26 protein-coding genes are annotated in these 17,822 nt (G+C 39.6%); all 26 read right to left on the minus strand.

The window, feature by feature from the left end; all coding sequences use genetic code 11:
• Positions 1-4: 4 nt before the first annotated feature.
• The 26 genes from AC1RNS_RS19720 to AC1RNS_RS19845 all read right to left on the minus strand — a co-directional run bounded on the left by AC1RNS_RS19720 (position 5) and on the right by AC1RNS_RS19845 (position 17,589).
• Positions 5-301: a PAAR domain-containing protein gene (locus AC1RNS_RS19720; protein WP_492995131.1), complete on the minus strand. Its 297-nt coding sequence runs from the start codon at positions 299-301 to the stop codon at positions 5-7.
• A gap of 11 nt (positions 302-312) precedes the next feature.
• The gene (locus tag AC1RNS_RS19725) at positions 313-831 is read right to left on the minus strand and encodes a Gp138 family membrane-puncturing spike protein (RefSeq protein ID WP_492995132.1); all 519 of its coding nucleotides are present in this window, start codon (positions 829-831) and stop codon (positions 313-315) included.
• A complete protein-coding gene (locus tag AC1RNS_RS19730; protein ID WP_492995134.1) occupies positions 828-1,664 on the minus strand; it encodes a phage protein in 837 nt (278 codons plus the stop codon). The genes AC1RNS_RS19725 and AC1RNS_RS19730 overlap by 4 nt, the downstream gene beginning before the upstream one ends.
• On the minus strand, positions 1,657-1,980 hold the full coding sequence (locus tag AC1RNS_RS19735) for a phage baseplate plug family protein (RefSeq protein ID WP_492995135.1): 324 nt from the start codon (positions 1,978-1,980) through the stop codon (positions 1,657-1,659). The genes AC1RNS_RS19730 and AC1RNS_RS19735 overlap by 8 nt, the downstream gene beginning before the upstream one ends.
• Positions 1,980-2,501 (minus strand): phage baseplate protein, encoded by a 522-nt coding sequence (locus AC1RNS_RS19740; RefSeq protein ID WP_492995136.1) that lies wholly within the window; start codon positions 2,499-2,501, stop codon positions 1,980-1,982. Before AC1RNS_RS19740 ends, AC1RNS_RS19735 begins: the two co-directional genes overlap by 1 nt.
• Positions 2,502-2,512: 11 nt before the next feature.
• Entirely contained in the window at positions 2,513-4,708 is a 2,196-nt protein-coding gene (locus AC1RNS_RS19745) for a phage tail tape measure protein (protein ID WP_492995138.1), read from the minus strand.
• A gap of 4 nt (positions 4,709-4,712) precedes the next feature.
• Positions 4,713-4,835 (minus strand): hypothetical protein, encoded by a 123-nt coding sequence (locus AC1RNS_RS19750; protein WP_429987405.1) that lies wholly within the window; start codon positions 4,833-4,835, stop codon positions 4,713-4,715.
• Between the two features lie 124 nt (positions 4,836-4,959).
• A complete protein-coding gene (locus AC1RNS_RS19755; protein WP_492995140.1) occupies positions 4,960-5,229 on the minus strand; it encodes a hypothetical protein in 270 nt (89 codons plus the stop codon).
• A gap of 22 nt (positions 5,230-5,251) precedes the next feature.
• Positions 5,252-5,641: a phage structural protein gene (locus AC1RNS_RS19760; protein ID WP_492995142.1), complete on the minus strand. Its 390-nt coding sequence runs from the start codon at positions 5,639-5,641 to the stop codon at positions 5,252-5,254.
• 13 nt (positions 5,642-5,654) lie between these two features.
• A complete protein-coding gene (locus AC1RNS_RS19765; protein WP_492995143.1) occupies positions 5,655-6,680 on the minus strand; it encodes a DUF3383 family protein in 1,026 nt (341 codons plus the stop codon).
• A gap of 4 nt (positions 6,681-6,684) precedes the next feature.
• Positions 6,685-7,170, minus strand: coding sequence for a phage neck terminator protein (locus AC1RNS_RS19770; protein ID WP_492995145.1), 486 nt, complete (start codon positions 7,168-7,170; stop codon positions 6,685-6,687).
• Positions 7,167-7,508, minus strand: coding sequence for a hypothetical protein (locus AC1RNS_RS19775; RefSeq protein WP_492995146.1), 342 nt, complete (start codon positions 7,506-7,508; stop codon positions 7,167-7,169). The genes AC1RNS_RS19770 and AC1RNS_RS19775 overlap by 4 nt, the downstream gene beginning before the upstream one ends.
• On the minus strand, positions 7,508-7,963 hold the full coding sequence (locus AC1RNS_RS19780) for a hypothetical protein (RefSeq protein WP_492995147.1): 456 nt from the start codon (positions 7,961-7,963) through the stop codon (positions 7,508-7,510). Before AC1RNS_RS19780 ends, AC1RNS_RS19775 begins: the two co-directional genes overlap by 1 nt.
• Positions 7,964-8,329: a DUF4054 domain-containing protein gene (locus AC1RNS_RS19785; RefSeq protein ID WP_492995148.1), complete on the minus strand. Its 366-nt coding sequence runs from the start codon at positions 8,327-8,329 to the stop codon at positions 7,964-7,966.
• Between the two features lie 20 nt (positions 8,330-8,349).
• Positions 8,350-8,679, minus strand: a complete 330-nt coding sequence (locus AC1RNS_RS19790) for a hypothetical protein (protein ID WP_492995149.1) — start codon at positions 8,677-8,679, stop codon at positions 8,350-8,352.
• Positions 8,679-9,578: a DUF2184 domain-containing protein gene (locus AC1RNS_RS19795; RefSeq protein WP_492995150.1), complete on the minus strand. Its 900-nt coding sequence runs from the start codon at positions 9,576-9,578 to the stop codon at positions 8,679-8,681. Before AC1RNS_RS19795 ends, AC1RNS_RS19790 begins: the two co-directional genes overlap by 1 nt.
• Before the next feature lie 14 nt (positions 9,579-9,592).
• Positions 9,593-10,039, minus strand: coding sequence for a structural cement protein Gp24 (locus tag AC1RNS_RS19800; RefSeq protein WP_492995151.1), 447 nt, complete (start codon positions 10,037-10,039; stop codon positions 9,593-9,595).
• Between the two features lie 25 nt (positions 10,040-10,064).
• The gene (locus tag AC1RNS_RS19805) at positions 10,065-11,195 is read right to left on the minus strand and encodes a DUF2213 domain-containing protein (protein ID WP_492995152.1); all 1,131 of its coding nucleotides are present in this window, start codon (positions 11,193-11,195) and stop codon (positions 10,065-10,067) included.
• A gap of 14 nt (positions 11,196-11,209) precedes the next feature.
• Entirely contained in the window at positions 11,210-11,437 is a 228-nt protein-coding gene (locus tag AC1RNS_RS19810; RefSeq protein ID WP_492995153.1) for an Acb2/Tad1 domain-containing protein, read from the minus strand.
• An 82-nt stretch (positions 11,438-11,519) separates the two neighbouring features.
• Positions 11,520-11,675, minus strand: a complete 156-nt coding sequence (locus AC1RNS_RS19815; RefSeq protein ID WP_427545358.1) for a hypothetical protein — start codon at positions 11,673-11,675, stop codon at positions 11,520-11,522.
• Positions 11,668-12,945, minus strand: a complete 1,278-nt coding sequence (locus tag AC1RNS_RS19820; RefSeq protein ID WP_492995154.1) for a minor capsid protein — start codon at positions 12,943-12,945, stop codon at positions 11,668-11,670. The genes AC1RNS_RS19815 and AC1RNS_RS19820 overlap by 8 nt, the downstream gene beginning before the upstream one ends.
• Positions 12,938-14,278 carry an anti-CBASS protein Acb1 family protein gene (locus AC1RNS_RS19825; RefSeq protein WP_492995156.1) on the minus strand — a complete coding sequence of 447 codons (1,341 nt, stop codon included), beginning with the start codon at positions 14,276-14,278 and terminating at the stop codon, positions 12,938-12,940. The genes AC1RNS_RS19820 and AC1RNS_RS19825 overlap by 8 nt, the downstream gene beginning before the upstream one ends.
• A 13-nt stretch (positions 14,279-14,291) precedes the next feature.
• Complete coding sequence (terL, locus tag AC1RNS_RS19830; protein WP_492995157.1) at positions 14,292-15,752, minus strand: phage terminase large subunit; 1,461 nt, start codon at positions 15,750-15,752, stop codon at positions 14,292-14,294.
• Positions 15,733-16,674 (minus strand): terminase small subunit, encoded by a 942-nt coding sequence (locus AC1RNS_RS19835; protein ID WP_492995158.1) that lies wholly within the window; start codon positions 16,672-16,674, stop codon positions 15,733-15,735. Before AC1RNS_RS19835 ends, terL begins: the two co-directional genes overlap by 20 nt.
• 217 nt (positions 16,675-16,891) lie before the next feature.
• The gene (locus AC1RNS_RS19840) at positions 16,892-17,434 is read right to left on the minus strand and encodes a hypothetical protein (protein WP_492995160.1); all 543 of its coding nucleotides are present in this window, start codon (positions 17,432-17,434) and stop codon (positions 16,892-16,894) included.
• Between the two features lie 26 nt (positions 17,435-17,460).
• Entirely contained in the window at positions 17,461-17,589 is a 129-nt protein-coding gene (locus AC1RNS_RS19845; RefSeq protein WP_492995162.1) for a hypothetical protein, read from the minus strand.
• Positions 17,590-17,822: the final 233 nt, after the last annotated feature.

Here is a 17,822-nt window from a genome sequence, read left to right on the forward strand (position 1 = left end):
CCTGTCACCCTCTATCGTTAACAAAAACGTTTGGGCTGTGTGTATTGCCCATAGGTGAGCCACATTCTGTTAGGTCATCCACACGGCATAATTTTTTTCCGTTTACAAATACATTAGGAGATCCAGTTGCTGCCACTGAATCATGACATATAGAGCCACAACAATGTGTCATCCAATGGTCACCCACTCGATGGGCAGGTATATTGTTGATAAAGACATTGTGACTGCCCTCGTCATTGGGCCTGGGAACAAAACAGCCATGACCTTTACATATATCGCCCTTTCGTATTGCCGCTGGCATAGTAATCCCCCCTAATTAATCCAAACATTTTCGCCTTTTATATTTACATCTTTTTTGGATATGATATTGATATTTTCCTCAGATTCCATAAATATTTCGCCAGTTGGAGTAATACGAATTTTATTTTTATAAATCTTATCAGAGAGGAGAAGGTCATCAGGATGCTCATTTTGCAGTGGCTTTGTGAAATAATGAACGCCACCCACTATTAATGCATCATTGGCACTAAATGACCTACTTGCAGCCTTTCCTCCACCAAACATTAGAGGGTCAATGTCAGCTTGCGAGCATACAACTAACACCTTGTCACCCTTTTTAAATGGCACTTGGATAACAAATTGCTCTGTTTGCCAAAATGCCATAGGTACATCTAAAATCGGTGTAGCTTCTGGGTCGTGTAATGGCAAAACGTCAGCTTTATACAAATTCATATCTACCTCAAGAACTTCGCAAATGAGGCATGTATCAACATTCATCAGGCTTTCTTCGATAGATTCACTTACAAATTGAGTCATAGATGTTTTTGTCATACCGGTACCACCTCGCATTCTGTGTAATATTCTTGGCCAGATGTATCGCCCTTATGCTCACCTTTAGAAACACGAAAAACACCGCTTACTTTACGAGATGTAAGTTTAATAATGACATCAGTTGTAATCCTATGGTTGAGCAATACTTTGATTTTATAACCCTTGATTTTCTTCTTGTCATTTTTCAACTTAGAACCTTTTTCGTCCTTCATTTCTTCCTCGACTTCCTCTGGTTCATCAATCAATCCTGTTTCCTTAGAAATATCGAGCCCTAAATTATCGCCCTTTTTACTGTCACGTACATAGATGCGCCCTTTATTAATGTGTAGCTTTGCCTCACAATCCTTTGCAATTTCAGCGACAAGAGTTTTAATTTTTCCATTCAACACTTTTCCACTTCGATAGACAAAATCTACAGGTAAATCAATGTCACCGATTGCAAGGCCTGCATCACGAGCTAACTCTCTTAAAATGAGGGAAGCTGAGGTATCTCGTCCATATGTTCTTTTGATAACCCCTTTCGTATAATCTAAACTTGAATCAATACACTTAAAAGTCGTAATTTTGTCTAGCCCTTCCCACTTCGTTTCCTTCTTTTTAAGTGTGCCACTAAAGATAACGCCATTGTCATCTACATAGCCCGCACTTAAAATGGCTATTTTATTTGTAGAAATGGCGTTAATTGTATCATCTTTCAAGTTAAAAACTTGTATATCAATGGTATCGACTTTTTCATCATCTCCAAATGGCACACTGAATTTAATCGTTAGTGGATCTGATATTTCTCGATCACTTACAAGAAAAGCAGTTTTTCGCATGTATAAATTACTCATTTTCTTCACCTTCATTCACATATAAAAAGACCGTCTCATTCAGATTTTCGTAGGTGATACGAGTCGCTGAATTAGCTCGGTCTAACGGTATAATTTGCACTTTTGGTAACTGTATATCTATGCGATTTCTGAATAATGGACGATTCAAGATAAGCTTTTCCCCAACTACAAGAGCCCCACCATTTTTAAATAAATCTATGGTAAAGAAATCATGAGCATGGTTGTAATTGACTTCAAATTCAAAAACCTCACCAGCTAAATCTATTTCAAAAGCATAGGGAATTTCAAGTTTATCAATGTCAATATATTCATCCACTATTTACGCCCCTCCAATCCAGCTAAACCACCGCTAGATGTATTTTTAGGTGGCGTAGTGTATTTAGCTTTATTTGTTTTAGATGCGGTAGAAGGTGTCTTTTTCGTTTGCTGCCGCCCTTTGTTACTTACAGGTTTGGTTTGTTTTTTCACTGGCACTGATACACTTACAAATTTAGCAACCTTAGCAACTTTAATTTGCTTTAATGTCATTGTGAAAGCATAGCCATCTTTAATTTTAGCTTCATAGTCCCGACTAAAGTCTGTAATGACAACATGTTTTAAGGCTGTCATATAATCAAAATCGATGATTTCGCCTTTTTCTCGGTACTCCCTAAGCTTCAATACTTTTTCTTCCGTATCATCAAGGATATTACCTGTTAATGAGATGGTGATAGGATTACTTTTTACATGGTCCGTAATCTGTTCACCATCTTCCAATGCATGATCTGTTGTAGTAGAAGATTCGGGCGTTGAAACTTTTGTGATAACATCAATTAAAACATCCTTTATATAAGGCATCCTATCACCACCTACATAATTTGCATTTCTTCACCTAGCAAATCGCTAACTGCTTCTCGCACTTTTTGGGCTATGTCTAGCGGATTATCACCTGTAATATTGAAAATAAATTGGTGACCTCCACCGCCTGCATTTGGTGCTTGCTGAGTTGTGCCTCCGCCTCCCATGTTTAGTTCTGGTGTGCCATCAGAGTTTTGAGACAACATCCCTGCACTTCGCAAAGCAGATGATTGTTGAGCTGTTAGTACGGTTTCATCTTTATGCAATTCTGCTACATAGCCATCGTAAGGCACTCGTTCTAACCCTGTCGCATGTGATCCACTTATAAAATTACCTACGGCTCCAGCAGCTTTGCCAATTGCTCCACCGATTTTTGAAACCCATTCAGGCGGTTTAAAGTTAGTAATTGCGTTTCTAAAGTCGATAAATTTATCATAGAGCCCTTTGAAAAAGCTCGTTACTGGCTGTATCTTTTGAGACGCCCAATCATAAATACCACCAAATACCTCTTTTGTTTTATCCCACAATTCTCCCGCTTTTACTTTCACCGTGTCCCAGTTTTGATACAGGTAGACCCCTGCTCCTATTAATAAACCAATTGCTGTGACAACAAGACCAATCGGATTAGCCCTCAAGGCAGCGTTAAAGCCCTGTGTGGCGAATGTAGAAGCGAACGTACTAGCTTTATATAAATCTAACGCTGTTTTAACAAATGTAATTCCTTTAAGCAGCGCAAAACCGCCTGCAACTCCAGTCAATGCGGATACCACTAAATCTTTATTTTCGATTATCCAACCAACACCTGTTTTAAAACCTGCATAGGCGGGCTCAACATTGTTTGTAATGACTTCTGCCATGGATGAAAAGGCATTTTTGATACTTGGTACAGCCGATTCAATGTCACTCATGACACTACCTAAGAAGTTTTGCATTTCTTCACTTTGAAAGGCTTCTACCATTCCTAACTGCAAGTCTCGCCACACTTTTGTTGTACGTGAGCCAAAGTTATTTTGTAATGCTTCTGCTGCACGCTCAGTAGAGCCTTCAAAACCAGCTACAGCAGAGGTTGAGTCTGCCATAGATAAGACCACATCTTCCCGCAAATCTTCCCACATCGTGCCAAAAAGTGCGACCCCTGCTGCATTCTGCTCTACAGGGTCTTTCATAGTTGCTAATCCTGCAAGAGTAGCAGCGAAAGCATTGTTTGCTGTTTCTCCGCCTGCTGTAAATTTATCAGCCATTTCATCTGCATTCAAACCAATAGCAGCAAAACCTTCTTTTGTTCCTTTTGAGCCATCGATTGCACGGATACCAAACTCTTTCACAGCATCCCCGACTTTATCCATGTTCCATGCGCCATTTTCAGCACCAGAAATCAAAATGCCTGTAAATTCTTCTGCAGACAATCCAAGCTTACTAAAATGCACGCTATACTCGTTAAACGTATCAAGTAAATCATCTGAGTAGTCACCCGTTTTTTGAAAAGCATGTGTCATTAAATCCAATGCTTTAGTTTCACTTAGACCTTCAAAATTGCGTGTCATTGATTGAATAGTACGGCCAACTTCTTTTGATTCTGCATCCCATGTTTGTGCAATAGTCGCCGCACCTATGGCAACTTCCGTTAAGGCATCACCTTTTAAATTTTTAAACATTGCCCCTAACGTTGATACATCATCAGCCACCTGCGTAATATTTTCGCCAAATCCTGCTCGGAATACGTCTTTGGCTACACCTTCAAGCTCTTTTAATTCTGCTTCTGTTTTGCCTGTACGTGCTTCTAGTCGACTGAATGCTGTGTCCATTTCTATCGCTGCGGAAATCACAGATGCACCCAATGCGAGTCCGCCTAGTGCTCCAACAACCGCTGTGACCTTGCCTGCCATGCCTGTGAAAATACTGTTACTTTCACTAGCAGCACTGTTTAAGCGATTCACTTCATTACGTAGATTCGCCATTTCTTGTTCGGATTCATCGATGCGATTTCGTAACCCCTGCATCTCTGTGCGTGTACTACTTAATTCTGTTTCCAGTCGACCGACTTCTCTTACTAATGAATGGAACCCACTTGTAGATGTATTTACACTGCTACCAAGGCTATGGAAACCATGTTCAATTTGATCTACTAGCCTATCTATATTTCGTAAAGCCGAAGAAGCCTGATCGCGAAAGCGCATAGATACATACATATCACGTAATGTAGACATGTTTTTACACCTTCCTCCCAAACAAAGCTGCTAAGTATTTTTCACTACGTTGCCTTTGTTCTTGTTCACGTTTTCTACGCTCATGTATTGCTGCTAAGTGCTCTAAGATTTCTTCTTGGCTTAACAAATCAATATCTGCTGGCTTGTATGCAGGAAAATATTCTGGAATTAAATAACGCCAAAATCGACTATTCGCCTGTTCAACATAGAAATGAGGGACATGTTCAATGCCCCTCAGCTGAAATAATGCTTTATTTTCCTTTGCGTTGAAAACGATAGGCTGCCATTGTTACCTCTTCTAACTCCGCCCACGATTCAAAATCATCTAATTTCAACCCCGATGGTGTCACCACTACTTTTTCTAGCATTTCAGGCATTGCGATAGATACTAATAATTTGCCACCCTTATCCGTAATTTTATCCTCTATTTTTGCCCAAACAGAGGGTAACACAGTCTGAAATGTATACTGATTACCGCCTTCTGTTGATGTGTATTCCTGTGTTTTTGGTTTAAATGCCATGTTAAATTCCTCCTAATTATTATTAATCTTCTTTATAATGTGCCGCTAAAATGACAATCTCGCGTGGTTCCATTTCTTCTGCACGCGAAAATGTGGGCCATTTTTGGATACGACAATCTTCACCTGTAACACGCGTATTTAACTCTGTGTCATGAATCATAAAATCAAACGACTCTCCACTTTTATAGAGTTGATGCAAAACAGGTACAGATGCCGAACTAGGCTTTAATTTTAATGTGAGTGTTGCTGTTTCATTATTAGATTCGTTATAGGTCACATTACCGTCTGCACCAACGCTTTGTGACCACTTATCTTCGTTTGCTTCTGCGGAAATCGCATCACCATCACCGTAACCAGTGATAATATTCCCTGCCACAACGACCTGTGTATGTTTAAAATTGTGTACAGCCAATTAAAGTCCCTCCTTATAGTGCCAAAACACCATTAATTTGTACTTTTTCCACGCCACCTGCGATGATGATTCTAAAGTTAACTTCTGGTAAAATGCGCTGGGCAATCGTATTTTTCGGGATGTCTTTACGACGTGGGAATGTAATTTGATAATCCGGATCGCCATTGTCATCCTCTGCGATAATCCCTTGGCGATAAGCAGATTTAAAGCGTGTATCCATGCGAGCTACAACCATTGCGATACCTGCATCTGTATACGGTACTTTTTTGACAGTTGCTAGTAGTTGGAATATATCCTCGCGTAAGCGTGCACGTAGGAAATAATCAGCTTGAATCACGTCTAAATATTCGCCACCAACGGCTTTTCCGGATGCGTTGATTAACCAGCCCATTTCGCTGATACAAGTTGTGGCGTTGTTAGAGATGATCTTGTTAATCTCCGCGTTAGATAGCTTGGCAGCGCGGACACCATTGACTTGCTTATGGCTAAACACATAGGAGCCAATGACTTGCGGTGCACCGTATGCAATAAGCCCTTCCGCATGATAAGCGTGTTCATCGTCATGTACTGATAACAATACATTTTCATATAGATTTTTTAATTCTTCCGTTAATGCAATGTTTTGAGTGGTCACACCATAAATTTTTTCCTGCGTGGATATCCATTCACATAGCACTTTGATTTCTGCATCACTGTTTGCTGTTGATACTAAGTAAAACCAATCATTGTCAGTTTTCACTAGGTCATTTAATGCAGCAGACAGAGCAGTTACCTCGCCCTTTCCCGAAGCATACTCAACACCATAGCAAGCTAACTCTCTAATTTTTGGCGACTGTCCAAACATGCGAGTAGCTAATTTATATTCGCGTGACGTTTCTTCGAAGTCCTCAGCTACTTCGGAAATATCTGTGTAAACCTTATAATCTAAGGCTTTACTTGTCGCCAACATCAACGGCAACCCGAAGCCCTTTTCACTGACTGGCTTTGTCTCACGTGTGATATTGACCTCAACAAAACGTGATTTATCAGATGCAGCCATGCCTTCACTCCCTTTCTACTGTTAGTTCATATTCCACTTTGTCAAAGTAGTCTATTTCATATTCGTCGGTTTCGTTGTAACGAATAATTACGTCAAATCCCCACTTTTCATCGTAGGAATCGATTAAAAAAGTGGTTCGATTCTGTACATCTGAAATACTAGCAACTGCTACGCCCAACCCATCCAAAAAGAAAGAACCTCGCCCCTCAAACCACTTGCGAAGCTGTGAAGCTACTTCATAAGCGTTATCATGCGAAGTTCCGTAAACATTGAATGAAATTGTAGCATTGCGTTCCTGTGATCGTGTTTCGATTAAGGCGTCAGGTTGGTCCGTACGAGAAAGATTTTCACGCCCTCGCCCTTTCCTATCTCCAATGATTTTGTAAGTAGCATATGGCAAAGATGGCAACTTTCCGAGCTGGTCCGCACGAATAACCGTTATAGACGTATCAGTAACTATTTCATTACTAATTAATTTCATTAAATTCATTTCTCACGCCACCTCAACAAATATATATTGACGTCTGTATATACGGAATAATCTTTAAAAGCTTGCAGAGTATATTTTTGCCCATTGTACTCCACCTTAGTGCTTTCAGGTATTTGGTCAACAGTTAGCAATTTCTTTTCTTTCACTGTATATGTGCCATTTTCCGCATACTTTAAATCGTCATTGCTGAGAGGTAGAATAATTCCTATCATTTCTTTAGGTACTTCTTGCCCTGTAACCCATTCACTGTCAACGTAGCTCCCTTCACCTTGCATATGGGCAATAAAAGGCACACCTTGCGATTGGATAACAGAGCCAAACAACATTTTTTCAGGCATTAACGACGCACCACCTTATAAGTGATACGCATACGCAAGCCACCTGAATCAATTAGCGGATTACTAGAGCCTTTTTGAGCAATAGTTGCTGGTGCATTGGGTGGCGTATCTAAATCAGTTAGTTTTTCCTGAATATCCGCTACCATTTTTGCACCAAGCCTTTCACACAATGTCCGAACATTTATGCGGCCACTAAAAACATGTTCTAATTGTTTTTTCACGAATTTAAACCATTCATCTTGCTTTTCATCGAATGTAGTTCGCAAAAATGAGCGTTCGGGAATGACAATCGAGCCTTTTTCTTTCTGAATCGTGACACCAAACTCATGTACAGCTGCAATCATGACATATTCAGCGTTACCGAAAATCCCTACTTCAATCTCATATTTTCCTAAATCTCGTAGAGACTGTAGGATACGAGGAATATTGTTTCTGCTTTGAATTTGTACACCCATCTATATCACCATCAAATTCAAGTGTTTTTTCGGTTCTTTTTCTAACTCTGCTAAATCTTCTAAAATTCGTTGGTATTCTTGTCCGTATTTCGACCCTAACAGCCCTAAGTTTTTATTTGGATCACTATATTGACGCTCTATAACGTCTACTTTTTCGCGTATAACAGCTTGTTTCGGCTCTGTTGATAGAATGGCTAAGTGTGCTGCTAAATAGCGTGTAAGGCGCTCATGATGCGCCACAGGGATGCCCAAAGAGGACACCTCCAACGAAGCATCCTCAATATACATCTCCAATCTTGCTTCAGGCACAACGTCAAATTCACTACCTAACAAGCGTACACGTTCAATTGTTGTTAAAGCAGGCATAAAATACACCTCACTTTCATTTATTTGCCTTGAATTTCAGCAATTCGTGCATCAATAGCAGATAAAACAGTTTTACGTTTCTCATCTTCTTTAAATTTCTCTAAAAATTCGATAGAGAACGTATCTTTTACAAGTTTAATTGCTTCATCTGCATCTAAATCTTTAGGAGAAGATACACCAGAAGTGGCTTGCCCTTCCGGAATTATCATTTCACCGCTATGAATTAAACCCATAATGATTGGATGTCCTACAAAAGCTTTAAATTCCGTTTCTGTTAAAGTGTTTGCACCAGGAATAACTTTTACATCATTTGCAACACGTGTGTAATTGCCTTTGTTGTGTACTAACATCAGATACCCTCCCCACGAACGATAGCCATTGGATAACGCACAATAGCACCGCCACAGCGCTCTTCTAATGGAATTTTGTAATTCGGGAACTTGTACTCCTGTGGATGGCGTGTAATATCCATCGATACAAGCATTTCAACAACATCAGGTGACGAATCGAATACTAAGAAGCAATCTGTTCCTGCCGTGCCTTGTCCGTTCATATCAGATGTATAATCAATACGCTTGAACCAATTTTGTGATTGAATGTACTGTAAGCACGTTTGCATTGTGTGCTCATTGTAGACTTTTTCAAGGTGCTCATACTGATCTGCAGCTACTAATAACGTATCTGCAATGTGACCAGGTAACTTATTGACCAAGTTTTTCGCCTTTTTGATGTCCTCTACAATCTCAACACCTTTTTTATCCTTCCATTTTGTTGATGCTCCCGCTTCATTGTTTGGCACAGCTAGCACTTGAATACCTGTGGCATTGACCACGCCTAAAATGTTATGTTCTTTGTCACCCATCCAGACAAGCTTATTCTCCTTTTCCGCAATTGCTTTACGTGCGGTATCGGCTTTTGTCACCTCGACAGGACGGCGTGCCATTTCTGCGTTACGGATTTCTTGTACAGATATATTGAATCCTGTTGCAATAGAGTAAATATTGACCGTATGACGCTTTAAATCAGCATCCACTAATGGAATATCTGTTGCTCCTGGTGCTAAGATTTTAGCTGCACCTGAGCGCGTCATCACATCATAGGAGTATGTCTCCGCTCCTGCAGGTACATCTGTTTTTACATTTAAAATGGTACGAGCCTTTAGTTCCTCTTTTTTCGGCTCATAAATTTTTTTATCTACCGCCTCTAGATCCTGTGGGCGTAGTAAAGCATCTTCACGAAATTGTGACATTGATTGTTCCTCCTTTAAGGTAAATTAATTTCAATTTGTACTAATGCATCAGCAGATGCTTTAGCACGGAATACAGCACGCGAAAAATCAATGCCACCACTGGCAACGAATTTTCCTGTCGTTGCATCGACTTGTACTTCAGATCCATTAGTCACATCGCCACCTGCTACAACGAAAATATTGCCACGCTTAACAACTGGTACCGGTTGGCCGACTAAATATTTTTGGTCATCTACATTGGTTGTGTAATCATGGATTTCGCGCGCTAATGCAATGCCGATTGGCGAACCGCCTACTTTAACTGGTACAATCCCTGTGCCATCTGCGCTCAATTGCACAGCTGCACCAAATGGAATAACTTCCTTTGCAGGATAACTGTCTGCAGCATACTCCTGATAATTTGCTAATTGTCCTGGTTTACCCGCAATCGGCATGTATTGTCCGTATTCTGTAATGGCCATCTGATAGCCCTCCTTTATAAGTAAATTAAGAACGCATGTTTAAACGTTGCGCTCGCATTGCATTTACATTTGTATTTTGACTTGCATCACCTGTAATAATCGAGTTAGCACCAGTAGAAGAAAAGCCTTGCGTTTTTACTTGCTCTACAGCCATATCAAATGCAACATTTACATATTCATCTGATTTATCATCTGCTTTAAAGCTTGGAACAACGGCAGCAACAACAGCTTCTTTAATTGCACGATCTGTTTTACCTACGAAGTCAAACGAATCCCCTAAATATTGTTTTGCAGATGTAATTAACGCAACACGTTCCTCTACTTGTTTATCGAGTGCATCCTGCGATACTTGGCTTTGCTTTAAACGTTCATTTTCTGATTTAAGATTGTGATTTGAAACTGTTAGCATGTCACAGCGTGCCTGTAGTGCATCTGCAGTATCCGTTTTTTTCTTTTTCGGCTCTTCCTTTTTTTCTGGTTCTGTTTCCTCTTCCTCCGGATCTTCATCTGTTGAAGTGGAAGCCGCTAAACTCTCAATGTGAGCCTTTACCTTTGGGTCAATGTCATATTCTACACCGTTAATTTTGTACTTTACCAATGTTGTTCCTCCTTTTTCATTTGCATCAATCTGCCATGCATCGCTGTCAGAACGAATAGCCACTTCTGAACCTGCTCGCCCTTGCTCAACAATGGCAATATGGTTAATTTCGATATTGCGTTGGACGTATTCATACGGCTGTCCATTGTACGAACCACTTTCAGCAGTAACATCTGACATAAAGCCTATGCTAATTTCTCGCTTACCGTCATGCACTTTTTGGATAAGAGCTTTATCTGTAATCGTCATGGATATATACAACTTCAAATCCTCGACTTGTACATCCGTATGGCTCATACCCTTTGCATAAACATTGTAATTATCAAGTGTCACAGGCTCATTTGGATGGTTGTCTGTAATTGGCTTGCTCCGTGCAGAATGGATTGTTAAATCGCTAAAAATCTCATCAGGCAGCTTCGCTTCCATTTGCACCGTGCCGTCTGTTCGTTGATATGGAAAAACACCAGGACGAGTAATCGGCACACGTACCGTTAAATACCCTTCTGGTGTCTCTGCATAATCGTTTATTAAACTGCGGTCATAGCGTTGTAATTTCAAGCTATCTCCTCCAATTATTCATTTCGTGCAATAGCAGCATTTGCCCACATTTTTGTTTCCTCTAAGTGTGTCATAGCACACGATTTTTCACGGCTATTTGGACACATGCCATCAATAAGATAAGCAAGTTCTTTTGCTTTCTCATTAATTGCCTCATACTTCTCAGCTTGACCAGCCTTTGGAGCATGGTACTTAAAATTATTTTCAATGATTGGATTTAGATGTTCGCCTACTTTTGGCATAGTTTCACCCCCTTTCTAAAATCACAAGTGTTTGGGATTTTGACCAAAATAAAAACACCTAACCTTTTGCCGTTACGTGTTTTCACTCTTCTTTTATGACACCGATTTTCTTTAGGTGCTCTCGAAACTTCTTTTTGTTTTCTTGTTTTTCCTCTTCCGTAAACTCAACTTTACCAATAACTTTTCCCCCTAACGGCTGTGTCCATCTTGGATCGCTGAAAGGTTTTTTATTACTCATCGTATTCCTCCAATTGAATGTGATAAGTGCCATTTATTTCTTCGATGTTTTTCACTTTGAATTTCGATTCTCGCTCATATAATATTTCTTGTTCACCTTCATTGAAATGACTAATATTTCTGCCATTTTCAGCATCCAAAATATACAACTGAACTTGACCATCAAAATTATAAACATCACCTTTGGTAGTGGAAATAAATTCATTATACACCACTACAGAACCTAGCATATGATTACTCATAAAATTATTTAATTCTTCTTCATTATAAAAATACAACGAACGACTTAAATCACCTTCATATTTTGGTACTTTCTTTAAGGCTGCATCTAAATTTTTTATTAGAATCTCATCCTGCTTATCAAGAGGCAATTCTCTTCTCAACTTATCATTCAATTTATAGGAATCCGAGCTAATATATTGATTCACAGCCCTCGTTTCTTCCTCTGTCAATTCCTCATTTACAGGTTGTTCTGCTGTTGATTCAATCTCTTCCTCCTCATCATCAAATACAGGTATTGCAATGCACCGGCAACGGAAGTCCTCGCCAGGTAGCCCAACAACAGGTGGATCATCATAAGAAAATATCTTATCTTCGAGCTCTTTATGCGAGTCTCGTACACGTTCATCTTTTGACGTACGCCATTTAAAACGATTGACCCCCATATTTTGATGACGTTGGGCAGTCATCTGTCCAAAAAGGCTGCCAGTTTGATCTACAGCCACAAATTCTGCTCGGTTACGAGACATGTCGATTTGGTCCTCAAGTTGCTGACGTATCTGCTTATGACTACTGCCATTATTTACACCATCTAGTACGATGTTTTCAATTTTTTTGGTGTAATCATCACGAATATTTGTGATATAGCCTACATTTTTCTCAACATTTTCTTTCATGAATGGTCCAAGCCAAGGCTCTGAGTCGTTTGGATTAATACCGCGTACTCTGCCCTGCTGTTCCATATTCGTTTTATTCACTTGGTTTAAATTTTTCATGAAAGAATTAGCAGTTGCATTTACTTTACGTTGTGAGTAGGTATGGGTTATCGCATTTTTCATGCTATTTAACACTTTTTTAATAAAATCTAGTGGCCCATCCTCAACAAAAAAACCGCTACTATCTGCGCGGTTGTTGTCGATGTATTCTTTTAATTGTGTATCATAGATGGCTAATGTTATCTTGCCCGCTTCTTGTACAAGTTTATCGATGGAGCGGTAATAAGACGCCGTGACAACATCAGGAAAACGAGTAGGGGGTACATGTTTAGCCATGTGTGCCGTTTTCCTTCCACTTGCCGTATACTTCGTTAGCTATGCGTTGCCAATCGGCATCATCGCCAGAGAATTTGAATTCATCAGACACACCGAACTGTCCAAAGCGTGTCTTTCTAATTTCGTCAGGACCTATAACACCATTAGAAATGTAAATTTGGTCAGTTTCAGCAACAATTTTCCGGATCTCTGCATCTGTTTTCGAATCAACTGACCATAACGGATTGAATTTAATTTCCCATTCAACTTTGTCTGGATCGATGCTTCCACCTGGTTCATTTTCAGCCCACAACAACATGCGGATAAGTTGTTCAAGAAGCGGCTTTTGCTCATTTTCCTGTGCTGAGGTAATACGTGCATAGTAATTCATGACGTCATACTGTGCGCCTGTGAGTGTACCAGCTTCTTGCCCTTTGATAACACTTTTAGGCATTCGAGCAGAAGCGGCTATATATTCCCATACAAAATCAAGCAAGTCTTTAATTCCGGATACAGGCGTTGTTTGCTTGGTCAAAGTTTCATCTGCTCCGATAATTGCTAATGCTTCTGTACGAAACATGAAATCCATAATCATACCAAGCTCTCGTTTTTCCTCTTTTGTTAAGTTTTCCACATCTTTAGATTGATACACTTTGAATGTGAAATCATGTAGTATCTGACCCACAGACCACAAGGAAGTATCAAGCACAGTAATAGCATCATATAGTGTCTCTAACAGCGACATGCCCTGTTCTTCGTCCTCTAATCGCCTCGTTTGGTCATGTAATACACGCGAGTAATGTACAAGCGATTCTGTTTCTACGGCTTGTATACCGCTCCGAGATGCACGATTAATCCGTAAATTTTCCAACTTTCCATAGTTGTTATCAAAGACATCATCATTAATTAATAACTCACTTACTTTCATACTCGAAAACGGATGTAAGTAATCAACTGATTTTAAATTCTCCAACTTTAACGGATCCTGCAAGTCGAACTTACTCTTTTGAGTGACACCCAGTGAGATAAAGCCATCACCACGCATACGCTCATACATTCTCATTTTCTTGAAGGCCTCTTTTGCTTTGAGATCAGCCAATCGGCTCATAATATTTCGAGCAAGCTGCTCATCCTTCATACGTAATGTAAACCAGTGTCTTGTCATATCCTCGGCTGGAATATCAACAATATTTTGTACAATTGGATTATCTGCATACAGACCTGATATTTCTGCATGTGTCAGTTTACGGCGCACACCTGGTACTTGCCGAGTAAGTTTATCCTTTTCACTCGCCTTGCCATGCCCTTGCATAAAGTCCTCTTTATACTGCCTAGCCTGTTCAAGTAGACTCAATATTCATCACCACCTAAAAACCCGCCCATTTTCTAAATCTATCAAGCGGATTTGTATTGTTTGTATATAGTTGATTCAATGCTTGTGTAGTCATATCTACCAAATCATCATGAGCAGCATTAGGGAACGATACAAGCTCTTCTATTACATCATTCACCCAAGGACACATATTTGGATGTGGGAGATACACATTACCCGCTTCAAATAACGGTGATACAGCGTGCGCTCTTGCCTCTTTCCCTCCATCAGGATTAACTGGGATAATGCCAGAAATTTTCTTCTGCAGCATTTCAATTACTGCTGAACCGTTGGCTTTGTCCTCAATGTACTTACTCCGCGCTTGCGGCCATTTATCAGACATCGCTTCAATGGCTTTTAATGTATCAGCAAAGCCCATACGTGCATGATGTTGGTCAAGCAAAAAATATTGTGCTTTCTTCCTTGCCCATACACCACCCGCTACAAAATCGCTTGTATCTGTTGCTTTGAAAGTGCAATCCCATGACTGTACTTCTTTGTCAAAATGGATAGGCAATACAATGACATTGTCACTCAAGCCCCACTGACGCTTTTGTTCTTCCGAACGAACATAATAACGAATCCATTCACGTTTGAATATATTACCGCCAGCTGGAGCGGGGCGTTGTTGATAAAGAGACGCCCACGTCCGCGATCCAACCTCTGCCTTTTTTTCCTCAGCCCATTTCTCATCAAAGCCGAGCTCTGGACATAACGGCTCACCTATTTCACGGTTTAATAAATCTTGTTCATCCTCTGCAATGGCAGGTAATCGCAATCGCACCCACTTACGAGGACTCCGAGCAAGTAAGCGACCAATTAAATCATCCTCATGCCATCGTGTCATAATAACGATTACGGACGCTCCATCATGTAAACGAGTTGATAATGTTGCCTCCCACTCATCCCAAATATTGTCCCTTATTGTTTGTGACATTGCTTCTTTAATATTCTTTATAGGGTCATCAATAATCATTAAATCGGCACCTTGTCCTGTAATAGAACCACCTATACCAGTAGAAATCATACCGCCCCGTCTGTCTTGGATTCCCCAATCCTTTGTGGCCGCATTGGATTCAGATAACTCTACATTAAATAGATCATGCGAAAATTCATTGAACTTATTACGATTCAGACGACCGAACTTAGTTGCGAGCCCATCTGAATAAGCAGCAGCAATTACCCGCTTATCAGGATTTTTACCCAAATAAAAAGACGGAAACGATTCAGTTACCGTCATACTTTTCCCATGTCGTGGTGGCATCTCTATTAATATGGATAATTGTTCACCATCAGCAACACGTTGAAGCACATCACAAATTAATTCAGTATGTTTATAATGCTCGTAATGGCCGTGATGTACATATTCAACATAATCACGGTAGAAGCGGGTTGCCAGTTCTTTTTCCGCTTCATATGCTAATGCATTCATTTCCTCATCGCTTAGAATTGGCAATAGCCCTCAACTCCTCTGGTGTTAAATTACTTAGATCAACGCCTGTGGTGTTGCGACCACCAGCACCATTTGTTTCAGAACGTATTTTTGCAATATCTACTTTTAACTTTTCTTCACGTAATCGCTTTAGCTGCTCATCATTTAATAAATCGGTGTATTTTGATAACATCGCAAGTGCTGCCATCTTATCTACAAGTTTTACACTGAAACCATCTTTACCCTTTTTTACTTCGCTTACGATTGTGCCATCAACTTCATCAGCATTCTTCAAGTGGACATATGTACGTTGATATGTCATTTCCTCGCCTTGATAATCCAGAAGCGGCTTGCCAGTTTCATCTTTTAAGATTTCCTCAACTGTACCAAAATCTGAATAATCTTTCATATCAGCGAATGCTATATCAATGTACTTTTGCAACACATCACGAGCATCCAACATTACACTGTCAGCAAGCTGTTGTTTTAATCGAATGATTTCTTCTTTTATACCCTCATTTACCATCATTCGATAAGCATTCCGGTTAGCGGTTATATAGTCACATTGATAGGCTTTTTGATAAGCTTTCGTAGCATTGAAGTATTTAACATAATACATACAAAAAAGCAACTGTTTATCGTTGAGACCGTCACTCTGGACGATTTCAAATTGTACAGTTGCTTGCGATTCCGCTTCTGATTTAACGTCGCTCCGCTTCGGTTTCTTTTTTATGGAACGTTCCGTATTTTTTGGTTGTTTTGATTGGAACGTTCCATTCGATTCCGCTTCAAGACGTTCATCCCATTTATCTTTATTCTTCCAACCTCGTACAGTGCCCTCAGATACACTTAACTGCTCCGCTATATCTTTCAGCTTTATATCACCGTTATGGGCTTTGTAAATATCGTAGGCTTGGTCACGCCTTGGGTCTCTTGCTCTAGCCATATCTCATAATCACCACCACCTCCAACGTTCAAACATTAAATCTCATGTTCCAAAACCCCACCAACTATTGATTACTCGTAATGATACGTTTAGAACACTTGTAACATATTAGAATAATTCCGGTTATTATTTTTATATAAATATGAAATAAAAAAACAGATACTTTTTAACAAATGAATGTCAAAGGTATCTGTTTTTTTGAGGTCGTTTTAAGTCCTCAGTTATTGTCTGCTTTAACTAATTTTTTCAACTGGACAGAATATTCATTAGGTGAATAGTCTTCTGCTATTTCATTACCCTCAAATAAATTAATCCAATTTGTAATATCTTTGATTAAACCAAAGAATGTTCCATCCTCCATTAAAGGTTTATACGCTTTTGAATGACGGTTATTCAATAGTTCTTTTTTCAATATAGGGATTGTTTTAGCAATATGAAGTCCATGTGTACGTCCTTTACCTGTCGTTCCAGTACCAGACATTTTCCTCAGTTTTTTATAAGGTTTATGTCCTTTGGGAATATTAGTTCTAAACGGTGTAGCGAATAGACGTTTTTTCCCTAAAAAAGACGTTTCGATAACCAAATACAATCTTTGTGGGTCGAGACAAACTTCACTATCCAGTTTGTTAAGTCGCTTTAATAGTTTATCTGATACTGAGTACAAACCCACAATCTTGTCCACTGTAACTGTGTTTGGAGCAGGTAAATTAATTGAAGTAATTAGCTTTTTTTCTGATTCATCATTTTCCAATGTTTGCATTTGATTTCCTCGTTCCAAGCGCGAGTCTATAAATGTAGTTTGTTGTTTGAGATTAATGTGAAGTTAATTTCACGACCTTTTCCAGGAGTAATACCTGTTTGAGGAAGAGATTGTATCATGAAATTTTGCAATGATTTAATACTCATCCATAACATTCGTCGTGCACTCCTTTTTATGGTTTCGATTGACCATTTTTTTTTTGGCTAATGCCCTCTTTGGTTCTGATTGACCATTTTTTTGGCTAATGCCCTCTTTGGTTCTGATTGACCATTTTTTTGGCTAATGCCCTCTTTGGTTTCGATTGACCATTTTTTTTGGCTAACGCCCTCTTTGGTTCTGATTGACCATTTTATTTTTGGCTAATGCCCTCTTTGGTTCTGATTGACCA

The sequence above is a fragment of the Lysinibacillus sp. GW821-FHT14F06 genome, assembly GCF_058803665.1.